This is a genomic window from Candidatus Poriferisodalis sp. (assembly GCF_965208555.1).
Lineage (GTDB): Bacteria > Actinomycetota > Acidimicrobiia > Acidimicrobiales > Poriferisodalaceae > Poriferisodalis.
Window position 1 is genome coordinate 1,656,229 of record NZ_OZ242342.1, and the last position, 24,060, is coordinate 1,680,288.

The following is a 24,060-nucleotide window of genomic DNA, read 5'->3' on the forward strand; positions in this document are numbered from 1 at the left end:
CTCACGCCACAACCGCCGAGCACAGACGCAAGAAGCCCCGGGGCCGAAACCCGAGCGTCCCCTACGTCCCGAAGCGAGAGTCGGGCCTAGGGGCTGCCGACAATGGGAGAGGCCCCCGCCCGGACGCATGTGATGCCTGCATCGGGCGGGGGCCTCAGGCCCTCACACTGGGTGCGTGTCAGCTACTCCGCGAGCGGCTTCGGGTCAGCGATCCTGCCGCGGTCGCTGATGTAGAGGCCGGTCTGCTTTGCGTTGTGCTGGACAAACACGCCCTGAGCGTTCGCTGCCGCGCTTGCGGCCGCAGCGAAGCCGCTAACCAGGTTGGTTGTGTTGTTGCCTGCTTCAAAGCGGATGAGGTCGCCGTTGCTGTTGGGCCGCGGGATCGCCCAAGTATCCGCGCTGTCGAGAACGCCGATGTAACGCACGACACGGCCGGGCTGGTTCGTCGGCGTCACTCCGGGTGCCCATACGTTGCGGCCTGCGCCATCGGGATCAAGCGTGGCCAGTCCGAGGGCTGTTTGGGCTGCATCAGCGGCGGGAGAATCGCCGGGGGCGCGAGCGTTGGCGGCAGTCAGAATCGCTGCCAACAGGCCCTCTCCTTCGCTACTGGCGGCGCTGAGCGACGTGTGCCAGTGGGCCTCGATTGCCACCAGCGTGACACCAGCCGTTTGGCCGGTCGTGGTGGTGTCGCCAATGTCGATCGTGGCGCCGTTACCGGCAGTCGGCACTCGCAGTTTCAGCGTGTCAGATGCCGCCAAGCATGTAGTGGCGTCATCGTCATCGTCATAGCCACCGAGCGTGACCTCAAACAGGGCAGCAAAGCCGCTGTGCGCATCGAGCTTTGCCTTGAGCATGCCGTAAGTGGGCCGTCCGTTGAGGATGGTCGCGACGACTCGCTTACCTCTGTCATCAACCGCTACAGCAACGTCGGCCTTCTTGGCCGGGTCGTAGCCGCTGTGGCGACGGATAGTCACGGTCCAGGCGTTACCGTCGGCGCCGGCCGCATCTCCGTCGGCTTTGGCCTTGATGGTGATGCTCCCGACTCCAGTGCCAGCGACCGCTGAGTCATCGTCAAGCTGTTCTGCAGCCACAAGGCCAGTGGCCGAGGCGTGGGTCTTGACGTTGATGTAGACGCGCCGCAGTTCGGGGCTGTTCCGGGCGGCATCCACGGTTGCTATCGCGCGGCCGCTCTTGTTGTTGTCCACGTCGCGCAGCGCATCGCTGCTGACGAGAATCGTGTCGCCTGCCTTGAGCGGATTGTCGGCCTCGACGTCGACCGCTGCCGCATGGGGAGTAGCGGTCGTCGCGGTGACGGTGATTCCAGCATCAGGACCGAGTGCTGGGCCACCGCTGCGGGTGACTCGGATTTCGCGTTCGTCAGCGTTCCGAGTCGCGGTGTCGTCGCGTGTGACGATCACACCGTCGCCGGGTCCCGTACCGATGTCGTCGGAGACGACATTGAGGAACACCAGACCGACCGCACCTTCACTGCGCTTGTCCTCCACGGCGACCACGCTGATGTCCGGGCCGGTCGTGTCGCCGGGAGCTGTCGCGATCGTGATCTCGGTCGGCGTGACTTTGCGCTTGTCCTCACTAGCGCCCACGGCAGCAGCTTGGATGGCGAGTGTGTCGCCGCTCTCAAGGACATCGGCCAACGTCACGGTGACCTTGCGCACGTCGCATGAGCCGGCCGCTGACGCGTCGACGACTGCTGCGGCGACATCGGTGCCGGTCGTGGAGATGGGTACGCCGTTGACGGTGACCAGTTCCCCGATTTGGTCTTGCACCGCACTGAGATTGACGGCGTCGCTAAACCGCAGCGTGAACACTGTTGCGGTCGCTGCTGGAGGCTTCATGCCGTCGGGGGTGTCGGCTGCGCTAGCGGTGATGCTCACGGTAAGCGCATCCGCCGATGCCGATGCCGCCAAAGCGTCCGCCATCACCTGGGCACTGACTGCGCTGTAGCCGCCGATGGCGAGCAGTTCGTATTCGATCTTGTCGCCGCCAGTGGTTTCTTCGGGTCGGCTCGCCAGCCAATCTCGCACGGATGCTGGCAACGTGTCACTCACGAACAGAACCGGCACCAAGTGCCCTTCGGCGAGGTAGGGAGCGGCTGCAATCGCATCCGGCGACACAGCGTGTCCGCTGCTGTTGATCAGCGCTGCTCTCATCATGTTGACGGGCAGCAAGTCGTCCGCGCATTCGTTGAGCGCGAGATTCGCGACCGCAACCGACATCTGCGCGGGGCTGTCGCCGTCAACCGGGATGATTGTCTGAACACCCGACGAGGTCAGCGCTGCGCGCACCGATTGTGAGACATGGGTCTCGCTACCGATAACTGCAACGGTGCGCACGTCGTTCGTCTCGATCCACTCCTGCGTCGAGTCGGGCAACTCATCTGCTCGTGTGAGCAGCACCGGCAGCGACAGCCGATTCGCGATTGGGGCGATAGCGGTTGCTCCAGCGAGACTGACATCTCCGCCGTTCGCAAGGATCGCCCCAACGGCAGTGTCCCCGCACCAAGAGCCGGGCACAGCAATGCGCGATGCAATCTGCGCAGCGGTTGCATAGCGGTCAGAGCCGTCGATTCGCTCAACACTTGGCTTGTTCACGGCAGACCTGATCGCAGTCAGAACGCTGTCAGAGATGGCAGCGGGACCGCCGAGCACATAGACCTGCGCCACGCCGTAGTCCTCGATGAAGTTTTTGACGCCGCGGTGCAGTTCCCCGCCTCGGGTGAGCAGCACTGGCGCGTCCTCGTCGCCAGCCAGCGCGGACACGGCGACAGCATCAACGAGTGACTCGCCCGAGGCGACGAACGCCACAGGCACTGAGCCGATACCGCCCACCTGCCCCGCGAATGCCTTCGCCAAAGCCAGCGCGGTTGCGTACCGATCGGTACCGGCGAACTGCCGTACTTCGGCAGTGCTCGGATCTCTGTCGTGGTCGTCCAGCACTTCTCGCGATGTGTTTGCGGCCTGGGCCGGTGTCCCTGCTACGACTGCCAGCACTGATGCCATGAGCATCGCTGCCAAGATCGCTGCGAGAGAGCGCCTGCCTCGCCGCTTCGAATAGGTAATCAAGGTGTGTTTCTCCTTGTTCCACTCCTTTCCGTGTGATTTCAGGAATTGACCGTTCTTGCAGCGGCTTGGGGCCGGCTGGGGGGACGCGAAGAGCCCCGGGGCGGATGCCCCGGGGCTCCTCTCAGTTTTGCTGTTCCGGTCGGGCGGGCGAGCCGCCCGAGCGGTTTAGGTCAACTGTGCAACCAGCTCCTAGCCGGTGGGCGCAGGGACGCTGGCGCTCATGGCGATGCGGATCTTCGAACCGTAGTTGAAGTCGTTGTCGCCAGCGGCAGTGTCGCCGTAGCCGTTGGCCACCGAGTTGTTACCGGTGCTGTCCTGCCGGTCGATGACGGTGGTGGTGCTGGTATCGCTGTCAACCGGGGTGCCGTCAGCGTTCTTGTCGAAGCCGTCAGGGATATCAACGATGTCCCGCGCCTTCGGCAGTGCCGCAGCATTGCCCGTGCTGATGTCGAACATGCCGGTCCGCATCGGGCCAGCAGCAGCATCCTTCGTGAAGTCACCGGCCGTTGCATTCAGCGCCGTCAGCAGGGCCGCCTGATCGGCAACGCCAGCTGCCTGCGCACGCGTCAGCGCGCCAGCCAGCACGTGTGTCATCAGACGCCCGGACTGATCAGCGGTGATGTCTTCGACGTAGCCGTTGAAGGTCACCCTGAGGTTCGCCCGGGTATTGCCGCCAGCCAGCGTGGCGACATCGTCACCGTCGCCTGCGTCTTCGGCAGTCGACACCGGAAGCAGTGCATGCATCAGCTTGTGGTTCGCAGCCTTGCAGGTGTCCGTGTTGTCGTCGAGGTACGAGTTGTCCACGAGGACGTTGAACAGGCTGTTGACCGTCGCGTTGCCCTCCAGGGCAGCCTTCAGGTCAGCGAACGTCGGCTCGCCGTTGACGATCCGGAACACGATGCGACGATCCGTGGTGCTGACGAAGACGTCGATGTCGGCGTCCTTCTTCACGTCCCACGTGCTCGCCCGGTCGCCACGGATGGTCCAGCCGTTGCCGAACGCACCAGCCGCAGCACCGTCAGCCTTGGCCTGCAGCCACACGGCCTCATTGGCCTGTGCCTGCGTGGCGCTGCGGGCATCCGTCGGAGCAGCAGCGCCCTGGTGCGCCGACGGGATCGGCGCAATGGCCTGCATGTTGTGGTCCAGGCTGCTCATCTGCACGCTGCTCACTCGCAGCTGGCTGACGGGAGCCACCGGCACGCCAGTGGTGACCTGGCTCTGGTTGGCTTCCGGCGTCCGGGTGTCGGTGATCGCGCCGCGGTTCGCCCGGAAGCGGTCGTTGGCATCGATCACGCCGACCTGGGTGCCGTCCCTGTTCGGGTCGTCGCCGAGGGCGAACGTCAGCAGCGCACTCTTGTCGTTGGTGGTATCGCCATCAGTGAAGTCGACACCTGTCACAGTCACTCCGGTGACACCAACGTCGCCGGCGGTGACCTCAAAGAGAGCCTCGCCATTGGCATCAGTCAGCGACCCCGACGCGAGACCGGCGTTCGCCAGCCCTGTGTCGTCAGACACCAAGCCGTAGACCGCATTGTGGCCACGGATGGCGACAATCCGGATCGTCGGACGCTGGGTGTCGACCGCAGCCGCAGGCACGGTTGCCGAAGTCGGTTGCACGGGCCGGCGGTCGCCGTCGGCGCCCACCAGCACTGTGCCCTCAACGACGGAGATCACGTCGTTGGCCTTCAGGGTGCGCTCCAGCGTCACCGTCACGGTGTCGGGATCGCACGGCGCAGCGGTGCCGGGGGCATCGGTTGCCACGTCGGCAGGCACGCCGTTGATCTGCAGGACGTCCTCCAGCTTGTTGCGAAGGTTCGCATTCGCCTCACGGGAGATGTCGTCGCTGAAGTGCAGGTAGATGGTGCTGCCGCCGCGAGCCGCTGCCAGACCGGCGTCTGCCTTGTCTGCAGCGCCGCTGATGGTGACCGACAGTGCGTCAGCCGAGGCAGCAGCGTCTACCGCTGCTGACATGACCGCATCGCTCACTGCAGCGGTGCCGCCGACAGCCAGGACCCGCAGGTGGACCTTGTTGCCGTTGGCGTCCTCTTCTGGCGTTCCAGCGAGGTGGTCGCGCACCGAAGCGGGCAGCGTGTCGCCGACCGCAAGGATCGGGATCAGACCGCCGCCAAGCTGGTCGAGGTCGTCAGCGAGCACCGGAGCAGCCGGGATGCCGTCGATCACGCTGTCGCTGTTGATCAGCGCCACCGTGTTGCCGGACACCGGCGAGAGGTCATCAGCGCAGTCGCCAGCGATCACGCCGGCAATCGCGACCGACACCTCACCAGCGGAGTCACCGCCGATGCGCTCGACCGTGTCGACGCCAGCATCGCCCAGCGCGGTCATGACGTCAGCAGACACGCTGCCTTCGCCGCCGACCACCACGACATGCTCGACGTCCTGAGCGTCGATGTAGCTGATCACAGCGTCGACGAGATCGTCGCCAGCAGTCAGCAGCACCGGAAGCTCGAGACGGTTCGCCACCGGGCCGATCGCCACAGCGTTGAAGAGCTCGTCATCGGAGCCATTCACAACAATCGCTGAGTTCTCGTTCGTGCCGCACCACGACTCGCCCGACAGGTTCGACGCAATCGCAGCCGAAGTGTCATAGCGGGTGTCGCCCTGGATGCGGTTCACATTCGGACCGTGGGCCAGACCCTTCAGGGCATCTTCCACTCCGCCGCTGACGGCAGCCTCGCCGCCGAGCACGTAGATGTTGCCGATGCCGTAGTCCTCGAGGAAGTCGGCCACGCCGCCATGCAGCGAGCCCGACCGCGTCAACAGGACCGGGGCGTCCATGAAGCCCGCAAGACCGGAGACCGACACGGCGTCAACCAGCGACTCGCCCGATGCGACGAACGCACTCGAGACCGAGCCGATGCCGCCGCGGTCGTCCGCGAAGCGGGTGGCGAGCTTGAGCGCCGTCTGGTAGCGGTCGCTACCGGCGAACTCGCGTGCGCCTGCGGCGGTGAGGTACTCACCTGATGTGTTTGCGGCCTGGGCCGGAGTCCCCGCTACGACCGCTAGCACCGACGCCATAAGCATCGCCGCCAAGATCGCTGCGAGGGAACGCCTGCCCCGCCGCTTCGTTCGGATAGTCAAGGTTCCTTTTCTCCTTGTTCTGTACGACGGGAGATGCTCCCGCTCTGCATTGTCAAACCCCGCGTCGCCGCGGTTTGTGACAGCGCCGACCGGTTGAAGGGCTCACCTCGGCATTACTGCCTGCGATGAGCCCCACCTGCTTGTTCCGCATACCGGGGGTACGCGGAACAGGTCCAGTGTAACGGTCTTGCCCGCCGCGTCATAGGGGAATTTCTCCCCGATTTTCGAGGTGCCACGACGGGCCGGTAACTGCATCGGTGCCAGCACGGCATCAGGTGGATTTGCGGCGGCGGGGGCGGGGGGCGACGTAGTCGGCCCAGGCGGCCATGAGCTCGCGGCGCTGCTCAAACAGGTCGCCTCGCACGTAGGCGGCCTCGGTGGTGTTTCCCACCACATGGGCCAGCGCCGCCTCGCCCACCGCCCACGGTGTGGTGGTGGCCTCGATGGCCCACGTCTTGAACGACGAGCGAAACCCGTGCACGGTGCAGTCGAGACCGTTGGTGCGCAGCAGTTTCAGCAGTGTCTGCCAGCTCAGCGGGTTCCCCGGCTTGAGCGGGGAGGGGAACACCAGGCCTGAGCCGTCGTCGAGCTCGCGGGCCGCTTCGAGCACCTCGAGGGCCTGGCCGCAGAGGGGAACACGGTGCTCGGTGCCCGACTTCATGCGCTCGCCGGGGATGCGCCAGGCCGCGTCTGCGTCCTCGATCTCGCTCCAGCGGGCACCCCGGGCCTCGGCCGAGCGGACCGCTGTCAGCACCAGGAACCGCAGGCAGAGCTTGGCTGCGCTGGAGGAATTGCAGGCCGCCACCCTGGTGAGCGCCCCGGGCACCCCGCGGTAGTGCAGTGCCCGCTGGTGATTGCGGACCCGGGGCATCGGCGGCAGGGCGGCGTCGATGCCGTCGCCGGCGGCGTTGGACGGGATGTGCTCGTGCAGCGCCATCGCATAAGAGAGGACAGTGCGGATGCGCTGGCGCACCCGCCGGGCCGTCTCGGGCTTGTCGTGCCAGATGGGGTGCAGCACCTCGAGCACGTCGGCTCGGGTGATGCGGTCGACCGGCAGATCCATCAGCGGCTCGGCATGGCGGTGCAGCGAGCCGAGCCACTCCTGGGCGTGGCGCGGGTTGCGCCAGCGGGGCGCGTTGAGGGCATGCACTGCTGCCGCCGCGTGGGCGAAGGTGGGCGCGGCGGCGATCTGGTGGTTGCGGGCCGACACGTGGCGGGCGTCGGCAAGCAGGGCCCGCGCCCGCAGCTCTGCGGTGCGCAGCCGGGCCTCGTCGAGGCTGACGGTGGGGTAGGCGCCCAGCCCGATGTCGCGGCGCTTGCCGTCGGTGGTGATCCGGGCCACCCACGAGCGCCGGCCCGACGGCTTGACCACGAGCGTGAGCCCGCCGCCGTCGGCGTGCTTCCCCGGCGGTGCGTGCTGGATGTCGGCTGCGTTGAGTCTGCCTGGCTGTGCCACGTGTGTGCCTCTCGGGTTCCCCGCTGGACCCCTCGGGTTCCCCGTCGTGCCCCCTAATAATGGTGATTATCGCGTGTCGGTTGGGAACGGGTTGTCGTCAGTCGTTCGATTGTCTGATCGTTGACCTGCGGTTATCGGGAATTCCTCACATCGATGGGTAGTTCGACGCGAGGAACAAGGAGAAACATAACCTTGACTACCTCTTCGAAGCGGCGGGGCAGGCGTTCCCTGGCTGCAATCGCGGCGGCGTTGCTCATGGCATCGGTGCTCGCGGTCGTAGCAGGAGCCCCGGCTCAGGCCGCAAATACATCCAGCGAAGCGCTGGTCGACTCGAACGGTGACGGCGTGCCCGATGCACGCGAGTTCGGCGGCCGCGATCGCTACGACACGGCGAATCGACTCGCCGCGAACTTCGGCAAGGCCGAAGGCCTGGGCAACGTCCCGGTGGCCTTCGTGGCCTCCGGCTACATGCTGGTGGATGCGATCTCAGTTGCCGGTCTTGCCGGCTTCCTGGACGCACCCGTGCTGCTGACACCGTCTGAGAGCCTCAACGCCGGCGTGGCCGACTTCATCGAGGACTACGGCGTGCAGACCATCCACGTGCTGGGCGGTCCTGCTGCGGTGTCCGACTCGGTGGTCGAGGCCATCGAGGGCCTGGCGAACAAGCCCACGGTGAGCCGCATCTACGGTGCCGACCGGTACGCGACGGCTGCTGCGGTGGCCTCCAACCTGGGCGGCGGCGGCGCTTCGTGGTGCGGCGGTGCCGAAGCTGCAGCGATCCTCGCAAACGGCGGCGATGTGTCGCTGGCGTACGCGATGGCGATCAGCCCGGTGGCGAACCGCCTGCAGCTTCCGCTGCTGCTGACCGCTGCCGATGAGCTGCCTTCAGCCACTGAGGACTTCATCACCGATCAGGACATCGAGCATGTCGTGATCATGGGCGGCGAGTCCAGCGTGTCCGACGACGTGTCGGCAGCGCTGACCTCCGCAGGTGTTGACACCGTGACCCGCATCGACGGTGACACGCCCGCAGCCGCATCGGCGGCGCTGGCGGCGCTGGCCACTGGCAGCTGCAAGGCCGACTTGGGCCTGGTGTCTGGCGACACCGTGGCGCTGGTCGCCGCGAGCGGCCTGCCTGACGGCGTTGCCGCCTCACCGGTGCTGGCCTCGAGCTACCAGAACGGCAGCCTGGTGCCGATGCTGATCGTGGGCGACACGCTGCCCGCCTCAGTGAGCGACTACCTGGCCGGCACACCGGCGCTGTCTGGCTCCAGCAAGCTGCACCTCAACATCGTCGCCATCGGCGGTGATGCTGCGGTGAGCTCGAGCGTCATGGACGCTGCGCTTGCAGCCGCGGCCTCAGCCGACTCACTGACCGTGTCGATCACCAAGTCCGACGACGCGGAGAAGGCCCCGCAGGTGGGCGACTCCATGGTTGCGCTGCGGTTCAGCGACAACATCGTCGACGATGACAGCAGTGCCTCGCCTCCGACGACGGCCCTGACCGACCTGATTCGCGACAACCTGATGGTCAACGGCGTGCCGGCACGGCTCGGCGACACCACGCCCATCAGCCGCGCTGACGGCACAGGCGGCGCTTGCAGCCCTGACACAGTCACGGTGACTCTCGCGTCGGCCCTCAAGGCTGGCGATGTGGTCTCGCTGACTGGCGGCGCGAAGTTCGGTGCCAACATGGACCGTCGGACGGTTGCCGCTGCCTCTGTCACTGTGCCTGCAGTCGCACGCGACACCAGCGCCCCAGTGGTGAATGTCATCGCCATTGACGCCGGAGTCGAGTCCAATGACGTTGCCTTGGTGCAGTTCGACGCGACAGACCTCGACACCAACGACAACAACAACACTGTTGACACTGACGAGATCGTGATCACCAGCGCGACCGCGAAGGCCGCGACCGCGGCTCAGACCCTCGCAACCGGTGGCACCATCTCGGTGGACACAGCGAACACCGACGGCACCCCGTCTGGCACCACCACGACCTTCGCGGCAGGCGACCGCATCACCATCAAGAGCGGCGCCCTGGTCGACAGTGCTGGCAACAAGAGCCGTGCTCGCACCTTCACCGTGCTGGCTGCTCAGGCGAGCCCGCGGATCACAGCGGTCACGATGAGCGAACAGGCGCACACGGCGCAGGCGAGTGTGAACGTTCCGGAGGCCATCTCCGAGGCGAGTCCGGACAGTGACCCTGCCAACGACATCATGATCAAGGCCAAGAAGGGCGGCCCGGCTGATGGTGCCGTCGGCAATGGCTGGACGATCAGGTTCGACCGGGCAACCGCCTGGAAGGCCGACCCCAAGGCTGCGGTCGACATCGACGTGCATATCAGCGCCAAGGACCGGCTGGTGTCGGTGCGGTTCAACGCCGGCAACGCCAAGTTCGCCGACCTGAAGTCGGCGCTGGAAGCCAACAGTGCGTTCGGCGCCATGTTCATGGTGACACTGCCGCCAGATGCCAGCGGTGCCTGCGGCGCAACGGCCAACAACCCGCTGCAAATCAGTGCAGTCACCCGTGGCCAGACCGTTGCCACCAGTGGCGGCGAGACGGCAGTTGCCATCGAGGTCAGGTTCAACGCCTACGCCTTGAGCATCGACGCTCTCACCGAACTCGGCAACGACGTCTTCGCGGAGACTGCCAAGCGGTACAACGCGGTTACGGAGACCGACTTGGATGCCGCAGGTCTGGCGGGTGCCATCAACAACCTCACGGGCACCCGGCTCGCGGCATCGCTGGTCAACGCTGCGGACGGTTCCGACGGCACCAGCGTGGATCTCAGTGCCACACTTGCTGGTCCGCGGACCTCGGCAACCTACGAGCTGGAGACCAACAACCCGCTCTTGCTGCCCAAGGTCCGTGACCTGGTGAACACGCTGGCGGGCTCGGTTGACGGTGCGACTCCCGACAACGCACCGGTTGCGACTGGCTACGCAGCTGACGCTGCGGGGACGACGACTGCCAACGAGGCAGAGAACGCGGCCTCACAGGTCCGCATCAGCCAGAGCAACAGCGTCAAAGCACCTGACTTCAAGTAGGCGCTAGCTGCATAGGTGATTGGTACCGGCCGGGCGGCTTGTCCGCCCGGCCGGTGCTGCCTATTTCGGACTATTTCGGATCAGGAGTTCCGAGGCGATCATGAACACACCACGCACCACACGACGCCTCCGGCGCTCCTTTGCTGCGATCTCGGCGGTGCTGCTGTGCGCCGCTGCGCTGGCAGCAGTGACGAGCAGTCCGGCTTCGGCCGCCAACACGGCCAGCGAGGCGCTCATCGACACCGACAACGACGGAGTCGGTGACGCTCGCGAATTCGGCGGGCGCGACCGCTATGACACTGCGCTGCGGCTGGCGCAAAACTTCGGCGAATCGAAAGGACTCGGCGGCGTTGCCGATGTGTTCGTCGCATCGGGCGAGACGCTGGTCGACGCCGTGGCCGTCTCCGGTCTCGCCGGCTACCTCGACGCCCCGGTCGTGCTCACGCGGCGAGACAGCCTGCCTCGCGCTGTGGCCGACTATCTCGAGGACTACGGCGTGCGGAACATCCACGTGCTCGGCGGCCCTGCCGCCGTGTCCGAGACGGTGTTCGCGTCGCTAGCGGCCCTCGACCACTCCCCGACGGTGGCCCGCATCCAAGGTGCGGACCGCTACGCCACTGCAGCCGCTATTGCTTCGACGCTCAGCGGCGGCACTGCCGGGGGCAACGTGTGGTGCGGCGGCACGGACAACGCCGCAATCCTGACCAACGGCGGCGACGTCTCGCTGGCCTACGCCATGCTCGTGGGCCCGGTCGCCAGCCGCCTGCAGCTCCCCGTGCTGCTGACCGCACAGAATGAGCTGCCAGCCGCGACCCGCGACGTCATCAGCGACGAGGACTACGAGCACATCGTGATCGTGGGCGGAACCTCCAGCGTGTCTGCCGACGTCTCGGGCGAGCTGACCGCAGCGGGGGTCGACACGATCACCCGCATCAACGGCGACACCCCTGCTGCCGCGTCGGCAGCGCTGGCCAAACTGGCCACCAACGGTTGCCGCGGCGACCTCGGCGGTGTGTCCGACACCACCGTCGCCCTGGTGGCCGAGAGCGGCCTGCCCGACGGCGTGGCCGCATCGCCGGTGCTCGCCGGTTCGTACCGTGCCGGCCTGCTGGTGCCGATGCTGGTGGTGGGCGACGGACTGCCCGCCGCAGTGACCGAATACTTGAACGCCACACCGCAGGAGGACGCGGCCGGCAACAAGCTGCACATGGAGATCGTCGCCATCGGCGGGCCTGCAGCCGTAACTCCGGGCGCCATGAACTCAGCACGAGCTGCAGCAGCCTTCGCGCCGGCGCTCACGGTGAACATCGTCTCGCCCACCGACTGGGACAACGACGGTCAGAAGGACGATCAGCCTCGAGCAGGCGAGACCTCGTTCGAGCTGCACTTCAGCGATGACATCGCAGGCAGCTCCGACAACACGGCGGACGCGACCACCAAGTTGCGGGCACGGCTGCTTGACGTGCTGCGCATCGGCGGCGTGCCTGCCGTGCTGACCGACCAAGCGTCCGCGCCGTTCGGCGTCGACTTCGGCGGCAGCACCACCGACTGCAACCCCGACACGGTGACGGTGAACCTCGCTTCGCCGCTGACAGCGGGCCAGCAGATCTCCATCGCCGCCACAGAGATCCAATTCGGTGCCCAATCGGACCAGCGCCCGCTTGCCGGCAAGCAGACCACGGTGGTCCGCAAGGAAACGAGAAGGCCGACCTTCGAGATCATCTCGATCATCGGCCAGAGCACGTTCACCGTCATCGCGAAGGACAATCAGAACACCGACACCGGTCTCGCCGAAGGCGAAGATCTGTTGGCCGCCGAGGTGACGGTGAGCGCTGGTGCCAACCTGGCCGTGAGCAGCGTCAGCGGTGGCCCAGTGCCAGCGCCCACGGCCCCTGCGAGCAGGGTCACCGAGCACACCTTCACCGTGACCATGGACAGGCCCTTGGTGAGCGGCGATCGGATCAAGATCGCCAAGGACGCGATCGCCGATGAAGCCGGCAACGAGAACGTCGAGCGCACCGGCCCCACGCCGGTCACGCCGACACCCGATGTGCGCCTGACCAGCCTTCGCGTGAGCAGCCACTTCCACAACACGCAAGCCAAGTACGCGGTGCCCGTGGCGTTGACCAGCGGCAACAGCGCCGAAGGCGGAGCCGAGGATGTGTTCTTCACGGCCAAGCCCACCGGCAGAGCTGCCGGCGCCAACGGCAACGACTGGACGTTCGACTTCCGCCAGGCCAGCACCTACAACGAGAACCGGCCCCTCAGCATCGAGGTGCTGGTGAACACGACCGGCAAGCGTGCGTTCATCACGTTCGGCGGCGGCAAGCCGAAGTTCTCTGACCTGGCGGCTGCACTGCGGTCGCACAGTGTCTTCAACAGCCTCTGGGAGGTCAGTGTCGACAACGTGGTGGGTGCATGCGCATCAGCCAACAAGGAGCTCACTGTGGGAGCGGCAGTGACTGCGCCTGGCGACGACACGTCGACTGACAAGGTCCGCGACGGCAACACCATGATGGCCATCGAGGCCAACTTCACCGGCCACGTGCTGGCAGTGCACAGTTCGGAGCTGCTCGCAGACGTGTACGCGCCGACAATCGTCCGTGTGCCGGCGGCGACGCTGACCGACATCGGTTTGGACAGCGAGACCGATGTCCCCGGCCCGGTCCGCACCGTCCGCTGGGTGGCATCCACTGAAGACGTGGGCCAGCTGCCGAAACCCGGTGACCGCATCAACATCGAAGCGGACACCATCGCCGACGGCTACGCACAGGACGTCACGACTACCGACGTGAACGAGAGCGTAAACCGCGCCCAGACGAACTTCACCATCGGCAGCGGCGCCACCCCACCGCGCTAACCCCCACTGGCGGCCAAGGGGTCGCTCACCCCCACCGCGGTCACCGGCCGGCTGAGCCCCGAGTTCCTCGCGTCGCCGTCCTCGTGAGCGAAAACAACCCAGAGCAGTGTCGCCGGGCCGGTCCGCACCGTTCGCTGGGTGGCGCCGGCGAACTGCTTCGCCTGGCGCTCCAGATCACGCTGGAGCTGGTTCAAAGGACGAGATGACGAGCCAGGCGTCGCGGGCCTGCTCGCTCTCGAAGCGGCCGGCTTCCGCCTGAGCCTTCAACTGCTCCCAGGTGCATCCGACGTCATCGAGCATGTGCTGGTTGCCTTCGCGGACGTCGTCGTCGGTGTAGTGGATGACCTTGACATCGTCATAGCTGTTGCTCATTCGGAAACACCTCCTCAGAACGCAGTCCTACGGCACGTGAGCTTATGGGGGCATCGACCTACGGCAGGCGACGGTGGTGCTTGGCGCACTAGCTGCGAACTGCCCGGTCACCGTAGAAGAAGTCGGCCTGGCGCTCAAATGAATTTCAGATCATTTGGTTTATTGCCAGAAGCGCCACTCGTCGGCGGAAACGCGAAGGAGCCCCGGGGCCGAAACCCCGGGGCTCCTCTCAGTTTTTGTGTACCGGTCGGGCAGGTGAGTCGCCCGAGCGGCTCAGGTCAACTGTGCAGCAACTCCTAGGAAGGCGCCTTGACGCTGCTGCTGCGGTGCATCCACAGCGTGCTTGCAGCGTTGCCGGTGTCGTCGGTCTCCGTATCGCCGTCGTCGGCGTAGCCGGTGGCGACGGTGTTCGCGTCGATGACGACGCGGTCCTTGCCTTGCCCAGGCTGGAGCAGGATGCCTGCGCTGGTGGTCACGGCAACAATCTCAATGCGTGCCATCTTGGACGGTGCAGTGAACACGACCGCTGCACTCGTGGTGGCGTCGCCGGCAGTCTGCGCGACGTTCGCAACGTCGATCCCGCGTCCAGCCGCACCTGCGAGCACGTCCGCAAGAAGCGCCGATGCCTGCGTCGTGTCGATGGTCTGCACGTAGCCGTTGAATGTGACCTCAGCGGCCATCGTCGTGCGGCCTCCAGCGAAGGGGGCTGCGGTGTCGAGGCCGGTGGTGCCATCAGCGATGACGAGCTTGGTGTCGCTCAGGGGCGACGCGCACGCTGTCTCGGTCGCCGTCGTCGACGCGATCTTCACGTCGAACAATGCGGCGAATGCAGAGTGTGCCTCGAGCGCGGACTTGAGATCCCCGTATGTGGGCACACCGCTGTTGATCGTGGCCACCACGCGTCGGCCCTTCGGGTCGACTGACACAACGATGTTGACGGCGTCGCCTGCAGTCGCATGGCCACTTGCCTTGCGCAGCCGGAACATCCAGCCGTTGCCGTACACACCGCCTGCATTGCCGTCCTTCTTCGCCGAGAGCATCACCTGATCGGCTGTGCCGCCGGTGAGTGCGTCAGCCAGGGACATGCCCGCCTGATTGGTATGGCTCTGGGCGCTGACGCGGATAGCGGTCGCCTTGGGGAACGCCTTGGCCGCTTCAACACGACCGTGTGCACGCGGGCTGTCGTTGCCTTCTGCATCGACAAGCGCGCCCCGCATGAACGTGATCTGGTCGTTGGCCTTCCACTCGGCATCGACGCCAGCGTCCTGGGTGCCCAACGTCAGTTCAAACGTCGCGGAGCCTTGAGCATTCAGCGTCACATCGCTGATAGCGGAGAGGACCAGCGACTTGCCCCCGCGGGTGGCACGCACCTCGCCATCGTTGGCAATGTTGGCGGTCTCGGCGTTGTCAATAGTCAGCGCAGCGTCGCCATTCTCAGTGCCGAGGTCGTCGGAGGTAACCGTCACCTGCACGACTCCGGGGTCGGTGCCGTTCTGGTCCTCGACGCCCACGATGGTGATCTTCGGTCCGGTGTTGTCCACGGCCTTTGCCGGAACCGTCACCGATGTCGACGCAACGGTGCGCTGGTCGCCACCGTCGCCAATCTCCAGCGTTGAGCCTGCGACCGAGATGACGTCACCCGCCTTGAGCGCGGTCACGCCAGTGATGCGCACGATGGCCGAGTCGCAGCGGTAACCCGACTCGGTGGCTTCCAAGGTGCCATCAGTGTCGGCGGCAGCAACGGTGAAGGTGGCTGGGACGCCGTTGATCAGGACGATGTCCCTGAGCTTGCCTTGCAGGTTGTCACTGTCGCCGTGGGCAACACGGTCGTTGAACCGCAGCGTGAAGCTGGTGTCGCCAATAGCGGGCGGGTTGCCGTAGCCGTCGGCAGTGGGCGTGTCGACGTTGTTGGTGATGGCCACGGTGAGCGCATCCGCTGAGGCTGCGGCGGCGATCGCTGCTGTCATGACCGCCTCGGACACTGCGGCTGTGCCACCAATGGCGAGCAGCCGGTAGTGGACCTTGTCGGCACCGCGCTGCGACGGCGTAGCGGCGAGGTATTCGCGCACCGAGGCAGGCAGCGTGTCACCAACGAGCAGGATCGGCACGAGGTCGCCGTCGGACAGCACCGGGGCAGCCGTGATGGCGTCTGGGGCCACGTCGCGGCCCCAGCCGTTCACGAGCGCTGCCTGATTGAGCGCAACCGGCGCGAGATCGTCGGCGCAGTCGCCGGTGATGGCCTTGGCGACGTTCACCGACAGCTCGCCGGCAGTGTCGCCGCCAATGCGCTCCACTACATCGACTCCGTCGGCTGTGAGCATCTTGGCGACGTCGGCAGACACGTCGGCAGTCGAGCCGACGATGACGACATGCTCGATGCCGTTGTCGTCGATCCAGGTGCGGGTCACCTCGGGCAGCTCGTCGGAGGCGGTGAGCAGCACCGGCACGGCGAGACGGTTCGCTACCGGACCGATGACCGTTGCGGCGGCCAGTGATGTGTCGCCGCCGTTGACGAGCACAGCGGCCTCCTCGTCGGCGTCGCACCACGACCGGGATCCGTTCAGGGCCGAGGCGATTGCAGCGGCCGTCGCGTACCGGTTGTCGCCGGCGATGCGCGTCACTGTTGGCTCATGGACCAAGGCCTCGATCGCAGTGACGACTGCATCGGAGATAGCGGCGGTGCCGCCCAGCACGTGAACGGTGCCGACGCCGTAGTTCTCGAGGAAGTCGCCGACGCCTCGGTGCAGCTCCCCGCCACGGGTGAGCAGCACCGGCGCGTTCAGATCGCCTGCCAAGGCCGACACCGTGACGGCATCGACCAGCGACTCGCCCGAGGCAACGAATGCGACAGGCAGGCCGCCGATACCACCGTTGTTGTCGGCGAAGGACTTCGCGAGCGCCAGAGCGGTCTCATAGCGAGTGTCGCCAGCGAACTGGCGCACCGTCGCGGTCTTGGGGTTGTTGTCGTGATCGACCCGCACTTCGCTTGCTGTGTTTGCGGCCTGGGCTGGCGAACCCGCTACGACCGCGAGCACCGATGCAATGAGCATCGCCGCCAAGATCGCTGCGAGAGAGCGCCTGCCTCGCCGCTTCGAGTAGGTAGTCAAGGTTATGTTTCTCCTTGTTCGGCTCCTTTCCGTGTGATTTCGGCCCCCAACAGGCCACTCATCAGCCGCTCACGAGGCACCCGCTCTCTTCGGGCCGCCGTGTCAAGCAGTGATTCTGGTAACCAATCAAATGGTCTGAAATTCATTTGAACGCCAGACCGACTTTTTCTACGGTGCCCGGCAGTTCGCAGCTCGCACCGGGAGGTCGCCGTGTCTGAAGAAGATCGATCTCGGCTCTACGCTTGGCTGCGTGAGCAGACCGACGAGCCGCTGGCGGAGTACCTGATGTCGTGCCTGCCGGCCGCGCCGCTGTCGGACCTGGTGACCAAGCAGCACTTGGAAGCCGTGCTCTCAGCAAGGTTCTCCGCATTCGAGCTGAAAATGGCCGCACAGCTCGAGGCAGTCCGCAAGGAAGCCGCGGCGCAGCGCGAAGCGGATCGGGAAGCACAGGCCGCGCAGCGCGAGGCCGACCGCAAGACGTTGGACCAGCGCCTGCGGCGGCTCGCCATTGCACTGCCCATCGAGATCGTGGTGGCGCTCGCAGCAGTCGTCGCCGTCACCGAGTGGCTGCGCGGCTGAACGCCACCTGGCCACGACTGCACTAGGACTCGATCACTAGGGTCCGCTGGGTGCGGCGGACGAGGACGGCAGTGCTGGCGGTGCTCGTCGGGCTTGCTGCGCTCGGCGGCGCCATCGTGCCGTCGGGAACGGTCTCCGCAGCGTCCGATGACGGCGCACCGGCCTCCGCTGCGGATCGGCCTGCGTCGTACCCGGCTGTCGAGGGGCCGCGCAGCGACGACCTGTTCCTGGCTGCGTCACGCGGACGCACCTGCATGGTCCGTGCGGACGGCACGGTGACGTGCTGGGGCGACTACGGCCTGCGCCAACGGTTGAGCACGGCAGGTCTGGTGGACGTCGTTGCGCTGAGCAGCGGCGACGAGCCCTTCGGGGGGCGTGGGCCGCTGCACGTGTGCGCACTGCACGCGGCCGGGACCGTCTCGTGCTGGGGGTCGGGCCACTTCGGACAGCTCGGCCAGGGCGACGTGGAGACGCACTACGTGCCGGTGAGCGTGCAGGGACTCGACGACGCTGTGGCGATAGCTGCCGGGGAGCGGTTCACCTGTGCGGTACACCTCGACGGCGGCGTGTCGTGCTGGGGTTCGAACCATGTCGGCGAGCTGGGTCACGGGTTAGAGGTATCCGAGATCCACCTGCCGACACGGGTGCCGGGTGTCGCCGATGCCGTCGCGATCAGCGCCGGCAACGATGCAGCGTGCACCATCAGCAGCAGCGGTGCGGTGACGTGCTGGGGATGGGGCGACGTCGCAGGACCGCCCCAAGCTGTTGCGGGTCTCAGCGACGTGACGGCCATCTCGATCGGCGGCACCTTGACCTGCGCAGTGGTGTCGGAAGGCGACGTCTATTGCTGGTCCACCTATGTGGGCGGCTCCACGCCGAGGAAGATGCCCGGCCTGGCGGACGTCGTCGACGTGGCCATGGGTTTCGGCACCGGCTGCGCAGTTCATCGAGACGGCGGCGTGTCGTGCTGGGGGAACAACAACGTGGGCCAGGTGGGCGACGGCACGAGGGAAAAGCGAACAGAACCGGTGCGGCTCGCCGGCATCAGCGATGCGATCGACGTGAGCCTCGGCCGGCAGACCACCGAGGTGACCGCCCACTCATGCGTGCTGCACCGTGACGGCGGCGTGTCGTGCTGGGGAGGCAACGAGCGCGGACAGCTCGGCGACGGCACCGGCGAGCATCGGCCGTACCCGCAACGAGCCGAGACGTTCCCGGCGTTTGCCGGCAGCGAGTCGCCCGTGCTCGACCGGGGTCTGCTGCTGGCGTGGGTCGAGCAGGCGATCGGCGAGCACGTGGCGGAGTTCCCCTGGCACTGGGCCGCCTGGGACTACGCCCGGCATCAGGCCAAATAGCGCCTCGCGCCAGAGTTCGCCTAGCTCGCGCTGAACGTGGCTGCGCGGCTGAGCAAGCCTGTGGCTAGGCGGAGGTGGGTCTGGCTGTTGCCATGGACGACCAGGCACCCCATCCCTCGGTGTTCCGGGCCCTGACTCGAACCTTGTAGCTGTCGCCGTTGGTCAGGGACGAGAGCACTACCTCCAGGTCCGTGAGGGTTGTGTGGGACACAGCCGTATTCGTTGCCCAGCCGGCGCCGAGAGCGGTGCAGTCTTCGTCGGTGTCGTTGCAATAGTCCACTTCGTACTCGACGATGTCGGAGTGGTTCCTGGCGGGTGCCGTCCACGTCACGGTGATCTGAGCGTTGCCGGCCGTCACTCGAGGTGTCGAGGGCGGATTCGGGCCGCCCGGCGTTCCCGTCTCCTGGCTCGTCCAGGCACTGTCGCCGTGGCTCCGGCTGAGAGTGCGCATTTCGACGAGGTGCGAGTTGCCGTTGGTGAGCCCCGAGATCGTGTAGCGGGTCGAGGTCGAACCGATGCCGGTCCTGGTCGTCCAGTCGTCGTAGTCGCTGGTGCAGTCCTTGGTGGCGTCGGTGTTGTCGCAGTACCGCAGCTGGAGGCTCGTGATCGTCGACCCGCGGGCGTTCGGCCTAGGCCACGTCACGATCAGCTGCCGGTTGCCCGATGCCAGCGTCATCGTGGGCGCATCGGGCGTGCCTCTCGGCATCCCCGTGGCCGCTTCCGACCACGGACTCTCGCGCAGGCCGGCCGTGGCACGCACGCGCACCTGGTACGCGGTGCCGTTGACGAGGCTGCCGATGGTCGTGCTGGTGCCGGTACCTGAATGCGTGTGCGTCTCCCATGCGGCGGCCCAGGTCGGGTTCGAGGTGCAGGTCAGCACCGTTGCGTCGCCGTTAGTCGCCTCGCACGCCCGGTAGCGCACGTCATAGCCGTCGATCACCGATCCGTTGGATCGCGGCACGATCCAGTTCACCGTCAGCTCAAGATTGCCCGTGGTCACCCTGGGCGTGGTGGGTGCCGATGGCGCGCCCACCGGCGTGCCGACCGCCGGCGTTTCGGACCACGACCCCCAGCCCTTCTCGTTCTGGGCTCGCGCTCGCACCTGGTAGGCGGTGCCGTTGGTCAGGCCGGTGATGATCCTGGACAGGCTGGCGCCGGTGTCGCCGTGCAGCCGCCAGTTGCCCCAGGTCGGATTCGAGTCACAGGTCTTGACCGTGGTGTCACCGTTGGTCGCCGTGCAGGCCCGGTAGGCCACCTCGTAGTGCTCGATCGTCGAGTCACGATCGTCTGGCTCTGCCCACGTGACGCGCAGCTGGCGATCGTCCGGCTCGGGTGTCCCGACCACCGGAGCAGCGGGCACTGCAGCCGGGATGGCCGACTTGGTCGACGACCAACCGCTGTTGCCGGTGGCGCTGTCGGCCCGCACTCGCACTTGGTAGGCGGTGTCGTTGGTCAGCGAGGTGATCGTCGTGGTCGTGGTGCCGTCGGTGACCGCTTGCGGCGTCCACGTCGCGTTCCACCTCGGACTGGAGGTGCAGTCCTTCCGTGTGGCTGTGCAGTCGCGGTACTCCACGGTGTAGCCGGTGATGGTCGAGCCGCGGGCTGCCGACGCGGTCCACGACACCACCAGCTGGGTGTGGCCTCGCTCCAGCGTCAGCCCGGTTGGCGTCGACGGTGCTGCCAGAGGGGTCGTGCTGGCGGAGGGCGACCACGGCCCGACGCCGTTGGCGTTGCGGGCTCGGACCCGCGCCTCGTACTTGGTGCCGTTGGTCAGGCTGGTGATGGTCGCAGCAGTGCTGGTGGCCCCATAGGTGCGCTCAGCCCAGTTCCCCCAGGTCGGCGTCGTGCCTGCGGCACAGGTCCTGACCGAGGTATCACCGTCGGTCGCCGTGCAGGCCCGGTACGCCACGATGTACTGGCTGATCGCCAGCCCGTTGCCGCTGGGCTCATTCCACGAGAGGCTGAACTTGCGGTCGCCCGGGTTGATGCTCGGCTGAGCGGGTGCATCGGGCCGCAACGACGGCGTGCCCGACGCCGACGACGACCACGGTCCGTTGCCCACGCTGTTGACGGCCCGGACCCGCACCCGGTACGTCGTGCCGTTGTTCAACGAGCGGATCGTTTCGGTAGTAGGAAGCGGGTCGCCCGTGACGTCGATCGGTGGATCCGTCCAATCGCCGTCCAGGCTGCAATCCGCTGTGCTCACGCACGAGGCGACTTGGTAGCTGGTGATGGCGGCCCCGTTGTCCGCCGGGGCCTTCCAGGTCACCACCAGCGTTTCATTGCCCGGGGTCAGCGTGGGCGTCGCGGGCTTGGCCGGCTTGCCGAGCGGCGTTGACTCCCCGGCCGCCGAGTACGGGCCGAAGGTGTTCGTACTAGTGCGAGCCCGTACGCGCACTTCGTACGCGGTCGCGTTCGTGAGGTTCGTGATCGTCAGCTCGCGGTTGGCGATGTCGGTGTGGGTTCTTGTCGACCATCCGCCCCAGCGCGGATTCGTGCTGCAGTCCCTTGGCGTGGCCGTACACGCCCGGAACTGCACGTGGTAGCCGTTGATCGTCGTGCCGTTCGCTCCTGGCTCAGTCCACGTCACGGTGATCTGGCGTTCACCCGCCACCAGAGTCGACACGCTGGGAGCGTCGGGCAGAGCCTTCGGCGTGCCCGTCCGGCTCGCCGACCACGGGCCTTCGCCCTGGCCCGTACCGCCGAGATCGTTGATGGCACGGACACGCACCTTGTAGGCCGTGTCGTTGTTCAAGCCGGTGATCTCGTGCCGGGTGTCGGTGCCCGTGTCGCCGGCGTCAATCCAGTCTGTTGTTGAGGTGGCGGGACAGGTGCCGGTGCAGTACTCGACGTCATAACCGGTGATGGGCATGCCGTTGTCGGCCGGCGCAACCCAGGTCACCACCAGCGACTGGTGGCCCGCCTCCAAGGTCGGGGTGCTCGGCCTTGCCGGCACCGAGACCGGCGTCGCCTTCTTGGCGGTCGACCACGGCCCCACGCCGTTGGCGTTGCGGGCCCGCACCTGCACCTCGTACGCGGTGCCGTTGACCAGTCCGGTGATCGTCACGACCTTGCCGGTGCCCGAATGACTGCGCGCCCGCCAGCCGCCCCACGTCGCATCAGCGGCGGGCTCGCAGGTGCGCACGGCTGTGTTGCCGTCGGTCGCGGTGCAGGCCCGGTACTGCACGTCGTAGTCGGTGATGGCCGACCCGGAGTAGCCGGGCTCGTTCCATTGCACGAGGATCTGCCGGTCGCCCGCCGTCAGGTCGGGCGCACGCTCGAAGCTCGGCAGCTGCTCGGGCGTCGCAGACGCCGTGGGCGACCAAGCGCTCTGGCTGCCGCCGCTGCGGGAGCGCACCCGCACCTCGTGCTTGACGCCGTTGCTCAGCCTGGTGATGGTGGTGGTGGTGCCGGTGCCCTGGTGGCTGTGCGGCGTCCAGTTGCCGCAGGTCAGGCTGGAACCGCAGGTGCGGTACTCCACGTCGTAGCCGTCGAGGGTGCCGCCGCTCGGGGGCGTCGACGGGGCCCAGGTCACCTTCAGCTGCTCGTTCGCAGCTTCGACCCTCAGGCTGGCCGGCACCGAGGGCCGCCCCGTCTGCACCATCGGTATGCCCGACACGATCTGCGACCAGGGGCCGAGCCCGAAGATGTTGCGGGCCCGAACCCGCACTTGGTAGGCGGTGTCGTTGGTGAGCCCGCTGATGGTGGTGCTGGTGCCGGTGCCCGAATGGGCATGGGCGGTCCAGCCGCCCCAGGTCGGGCTGGACGTGCAGGTAGCCGGCGTGGCCGTGCAGGTGCGGTACTCCACCACGTAGCCCGAGACAGCGGCGCCGACCGTGCTGGTGGGTGCTCGCCACGACACTGCCAGGCTCAGATTCCTGGACGTCGCCGTGAGCGACGTGGGTGCGGTCGGCGGATCGGTGCCGATGGCCGTCAGCGTGCCTGACGCAGCGCGCACCGAGGTGTCGATGCGGTCCGAGCCGCTGATCCGGTGGAGCGCCGCCGTGGGGGCGAGGGTGCGCAGGCGGGCATGCAGGCTGGGGTCGAGCGCCGCGTTGCCGCCGACCAGCACGATGGCGCGGGGCCGCAGCTCTTCGATGCGCTGCTCGGTGGGCGCGGTCAGCGAGTTCGTCTGGGAGTAGAGCACAGCGCCGCCAGTGGTGATGGCTGCGTAGGCAGCGGCAATCCCCATGTCGGCTGGGCTCCACCCGTTGGCGATCACCAGCGTGGTGGACAGGTTCGGCGCGGCGGCTGCTGCGGTATCAGTGCGGGACGCGCCGGCGTGGCGGGGCACGCTGGTCACCGACGGAGCGAGCTCTCGGACACGGTCTGCGAGCGACGCTGCGAGCACTACCGTGCCGCCGACGAACTCGACCTGCAAGGGCTGCCGTTCGCTGATGATGCGCTCGGTCGGCTCGGTCAGGCTGTCGGCTTCGGCCAGCAGCACGGCCGCGTTGGATCTTGTCGCCGCCAGGGCAGCCGCAACGCCCGTGTCCGCGGCGCTGCGGCCGTTCGCCACGATGAACGTGGTGGCGTTCGACGGCACCGCCTTGGCGGCCGTGTCGAAGCGATCGGTGCCCTCGATCCGCCTGACTGCGGCACCGCCGACCAGTGCGACCACCTCGTCGTGCACGGCGGCTGACAGCGCAGCCGTGCCGCCGACCAGAATCACCGCCGACGGCTGGCGGTCCCGGATGAAGCTTGCGGTACGGGTGGTGAGCTCATCGCTGCGGGCGTACAGCACCACCGCGTCGGACTGGCTGTCGCTCTCGAGGGCTGCGAGGGCGGACGCAACGGCCGAGTCGGCAGAGCTCCAGCCGTTGGCGATCACCACGGTGCCGATGGACCGGCTCTGCGCCGACGCCGCGGGTGCCAGCAGGGCAGCGAACAGCGCAAGAACGGCGAGTGCCAGCGCGCCGCCGCGCAGCCTCCGGCGCAGCCCGCTGGGCAATACAAGAGGCGTCAAAGCAGGCATCATGTCGGACTCTATTTCTCGCCACTCTGCGGCTAGGGGATGGCCGGATGCTAGTGACATCATATGACTGTCATGTGAAGTCAACGGCTGTATGCTCCTTGAAGCAGCCCGCTCCTTGGGAGGCAG

10 protein-coding genes are annotated in these 24,060 nt (G+C 67.0%); 4 read left to right on the forward strand and 6 right to left on the reverse strand.

Annotated features, from left to right (window positions below):
* Positions 1-182 precede the first annotated feature (182 nt).
* The 3 genes from ACOGXE_RS07585 to ACOGXE_RS07595 all read right to left on the reverse strand — a co-directional run bounded on the left by ACOGXE_RS07585 (position 183) and on the right by ACOGXE_RS07595 (position 7,638).
* Positions 183-3,020, reverse strand: coding sequence for a cell wall-binding repeat-containing protein (locus tag ACOGXE_RS07585; RefSeq protein WP_419933340.1), 2,838 nt, complete (start codon positions 3,018-3,020; stop codon positions 183-185).
* A gap of 252 nt (positions 3,021-3,272) precedes the next feature.
* A complete protein-coding gene (locus tag ACOGXE_RS07590; RefSeq protein WP_419933489.1) occupies positions 3,273-6,125 on the reverse strand; it encodes a cell wall-binding repeat-containing protein in 2,853 nt (950 codons plus the stop codon).
* A gap of 328 nt (positions 6,126-6,453) precedes the next feature.
* On the reverse strand, positions 6,454-7,638 hold the full coding sequence (locus tag ACOGXE_RS07595; RefSeq protein ID WP_419933341.1) for a tyrosine-type recombinase/integrase: 1,185 nt from the start codon (positions 7,636-7,638) through the stop codon (positions 6,454-6,456).
* A 255-nt stretch (positions 7,639-7,893) separates the two neighbouring features.
* Here ACOGXE_RS07595 and ACOGXE_RS07600 point away from each other — a divergent pair, with 255 nt between their 5' ends.
* Together ACOGXE_RS07600 and ACOGXE_RS07605 are read left to right on the forward strand one after the other, a co-directional pair.
* Positions 7,894-10,686 (forward strand): cell wall-binding repeat-containing protein, encoded by a 2,793-nt coding sequence (locus ACOGXE_RS07600; RefSeq protein WP_419933342.1) that lies wholly within the window; start codon positions 7,894-7,896, stop codon positions 10,684-10,686.
* A gap of 100 nt (positions 10,687-10,786) precedes the next feature.
* On the forward strand, positions 10,787-13,546 hold the full coding sequence (locus ACOGXE_RS07605) for a cell wall-binding repeat-containing protein (protein ID WP_419933343.1): 2,760 nt from the start codon (positions 10,787-10,789) through the stop codon (positions 13,544-13,546).
* A 174-nt stretch (positions 13,547-13,720) separates the two neighbouring features.
* Here ACOGXE_RS07605 and ACOGXE_RS07610 read toward each other — a convergent pair whose 3' ends face one another.
* Entirely contained in the window at positions 13,721-13,918 is a 198-nt protein-coding gene (locus ACOGXE_RS07610) for a hypothetical protein (RefSeq protein WP_419933344.1), read from the reverse strand.
* 296 nt (positions 13,919-14,214) lie between these two features.
* Positions 14,215-17,025 (reverse strand): cell wall-binding repeat-containing protein, encoded by a 2,811-nt coding sequence (locus ACOGXE_RS07615; RefSeq protein WP_419933345.1) that lies wholly within the window; start codon positions 17,023-17,025, stop codon positions 14,215-14,217.
* A 210-nt stretch (positions 17,026-17,235) separates the two neighbouring features.
* Here ACOGXE_RS07615 and ACOGXE_RS07620 point away from each other — a divergent pair, with 210 nt between their 5' ends.
* Positions 17,236-17,604, forward strand: a complete 369-nt coding sequence (locus ACOGXE_RS07620) for a hypothetical protein (RefSeq protein WP_419933346.1) — start codon at positions 17,236-17,238, stop codon at positions 17,602-17,604.
* Between the two features lie 50 nt (positions 17,605-17,654).
* Entirely contained in the window at positions 17,655-18,959 is a 1,305-nt protein-coding gene (locus tag ACOGXE_RS07625) for an RCC1 domain-containing protein (RefSeq protein ID WP_419933347.1), read from the forward strand.
* Between the two features lie 64 nt (positions 18,960-19,023).
* Here ACOGXE_RS07625 and ACOGXE_RS07630 read toward each other — a convergent pair whose 3' ends face one another.
* Positions 19,024-23,934, reverse strand: a complete 4,911-nt coding sequence (locus ACOGXE_RS07630) for a fibronectin type III domain-containing protein (RefSeq protein ID WP_419933348.1) — start codon at positions 23,932-23,934, stop codon at positions 19,024-19,026.
* Positions 23,935-24,060 lie beyond the last annotated feature (126 nt).

Bases quoted from the DNA above. Each gene is read 5' to 3' on its own strand.
- ACOGXE_RS07630 (WP_419933348.1), bottom strand. From the start codon at position 23,934: ATGCCTGCTTTGACGCCTCTTGTATTGCCCAGCGGGCTGCGCCGGAGG.
- ACOGXE_RS07585 (WP_419933340.1), bottom strand. From the start codon at position 3,020: ATGGCATCAGTGCTGGCAGTCGTAGCAGGGACACCGGCCCAGGCCGCA.
- ACOGXE_RS07605 (WP_419933343.1), top strand. From the start codon at position 10,787: ATGAACACACCACGCACCACACGACGCCTCCGGCGCTCCTTTGCTGCG.
- ACOGXE_RS07610 (WP_419933344.1), bottom strand. From the start codon at position 13,918: ATGAGCAACAGCTATGACGATGTCAAGGTCATCCACTACACCGACGAC.
- ACOGXE_RS07590 (WP_419933489.1), bottom strand. From the start codon at position 6,125: ATGCTTATGGCGTCGGTGCTAGCGGTCGTAGCGGGGACTCCGGCCCAG.
- ACOGXE_RS07600 (WP_419933342.1), top strand. From the start codon at position 7,894: ATGGCATCGGTGCTCGCGGTCGTAGCAGGAGCCCCGGCTCAGGCCGCA.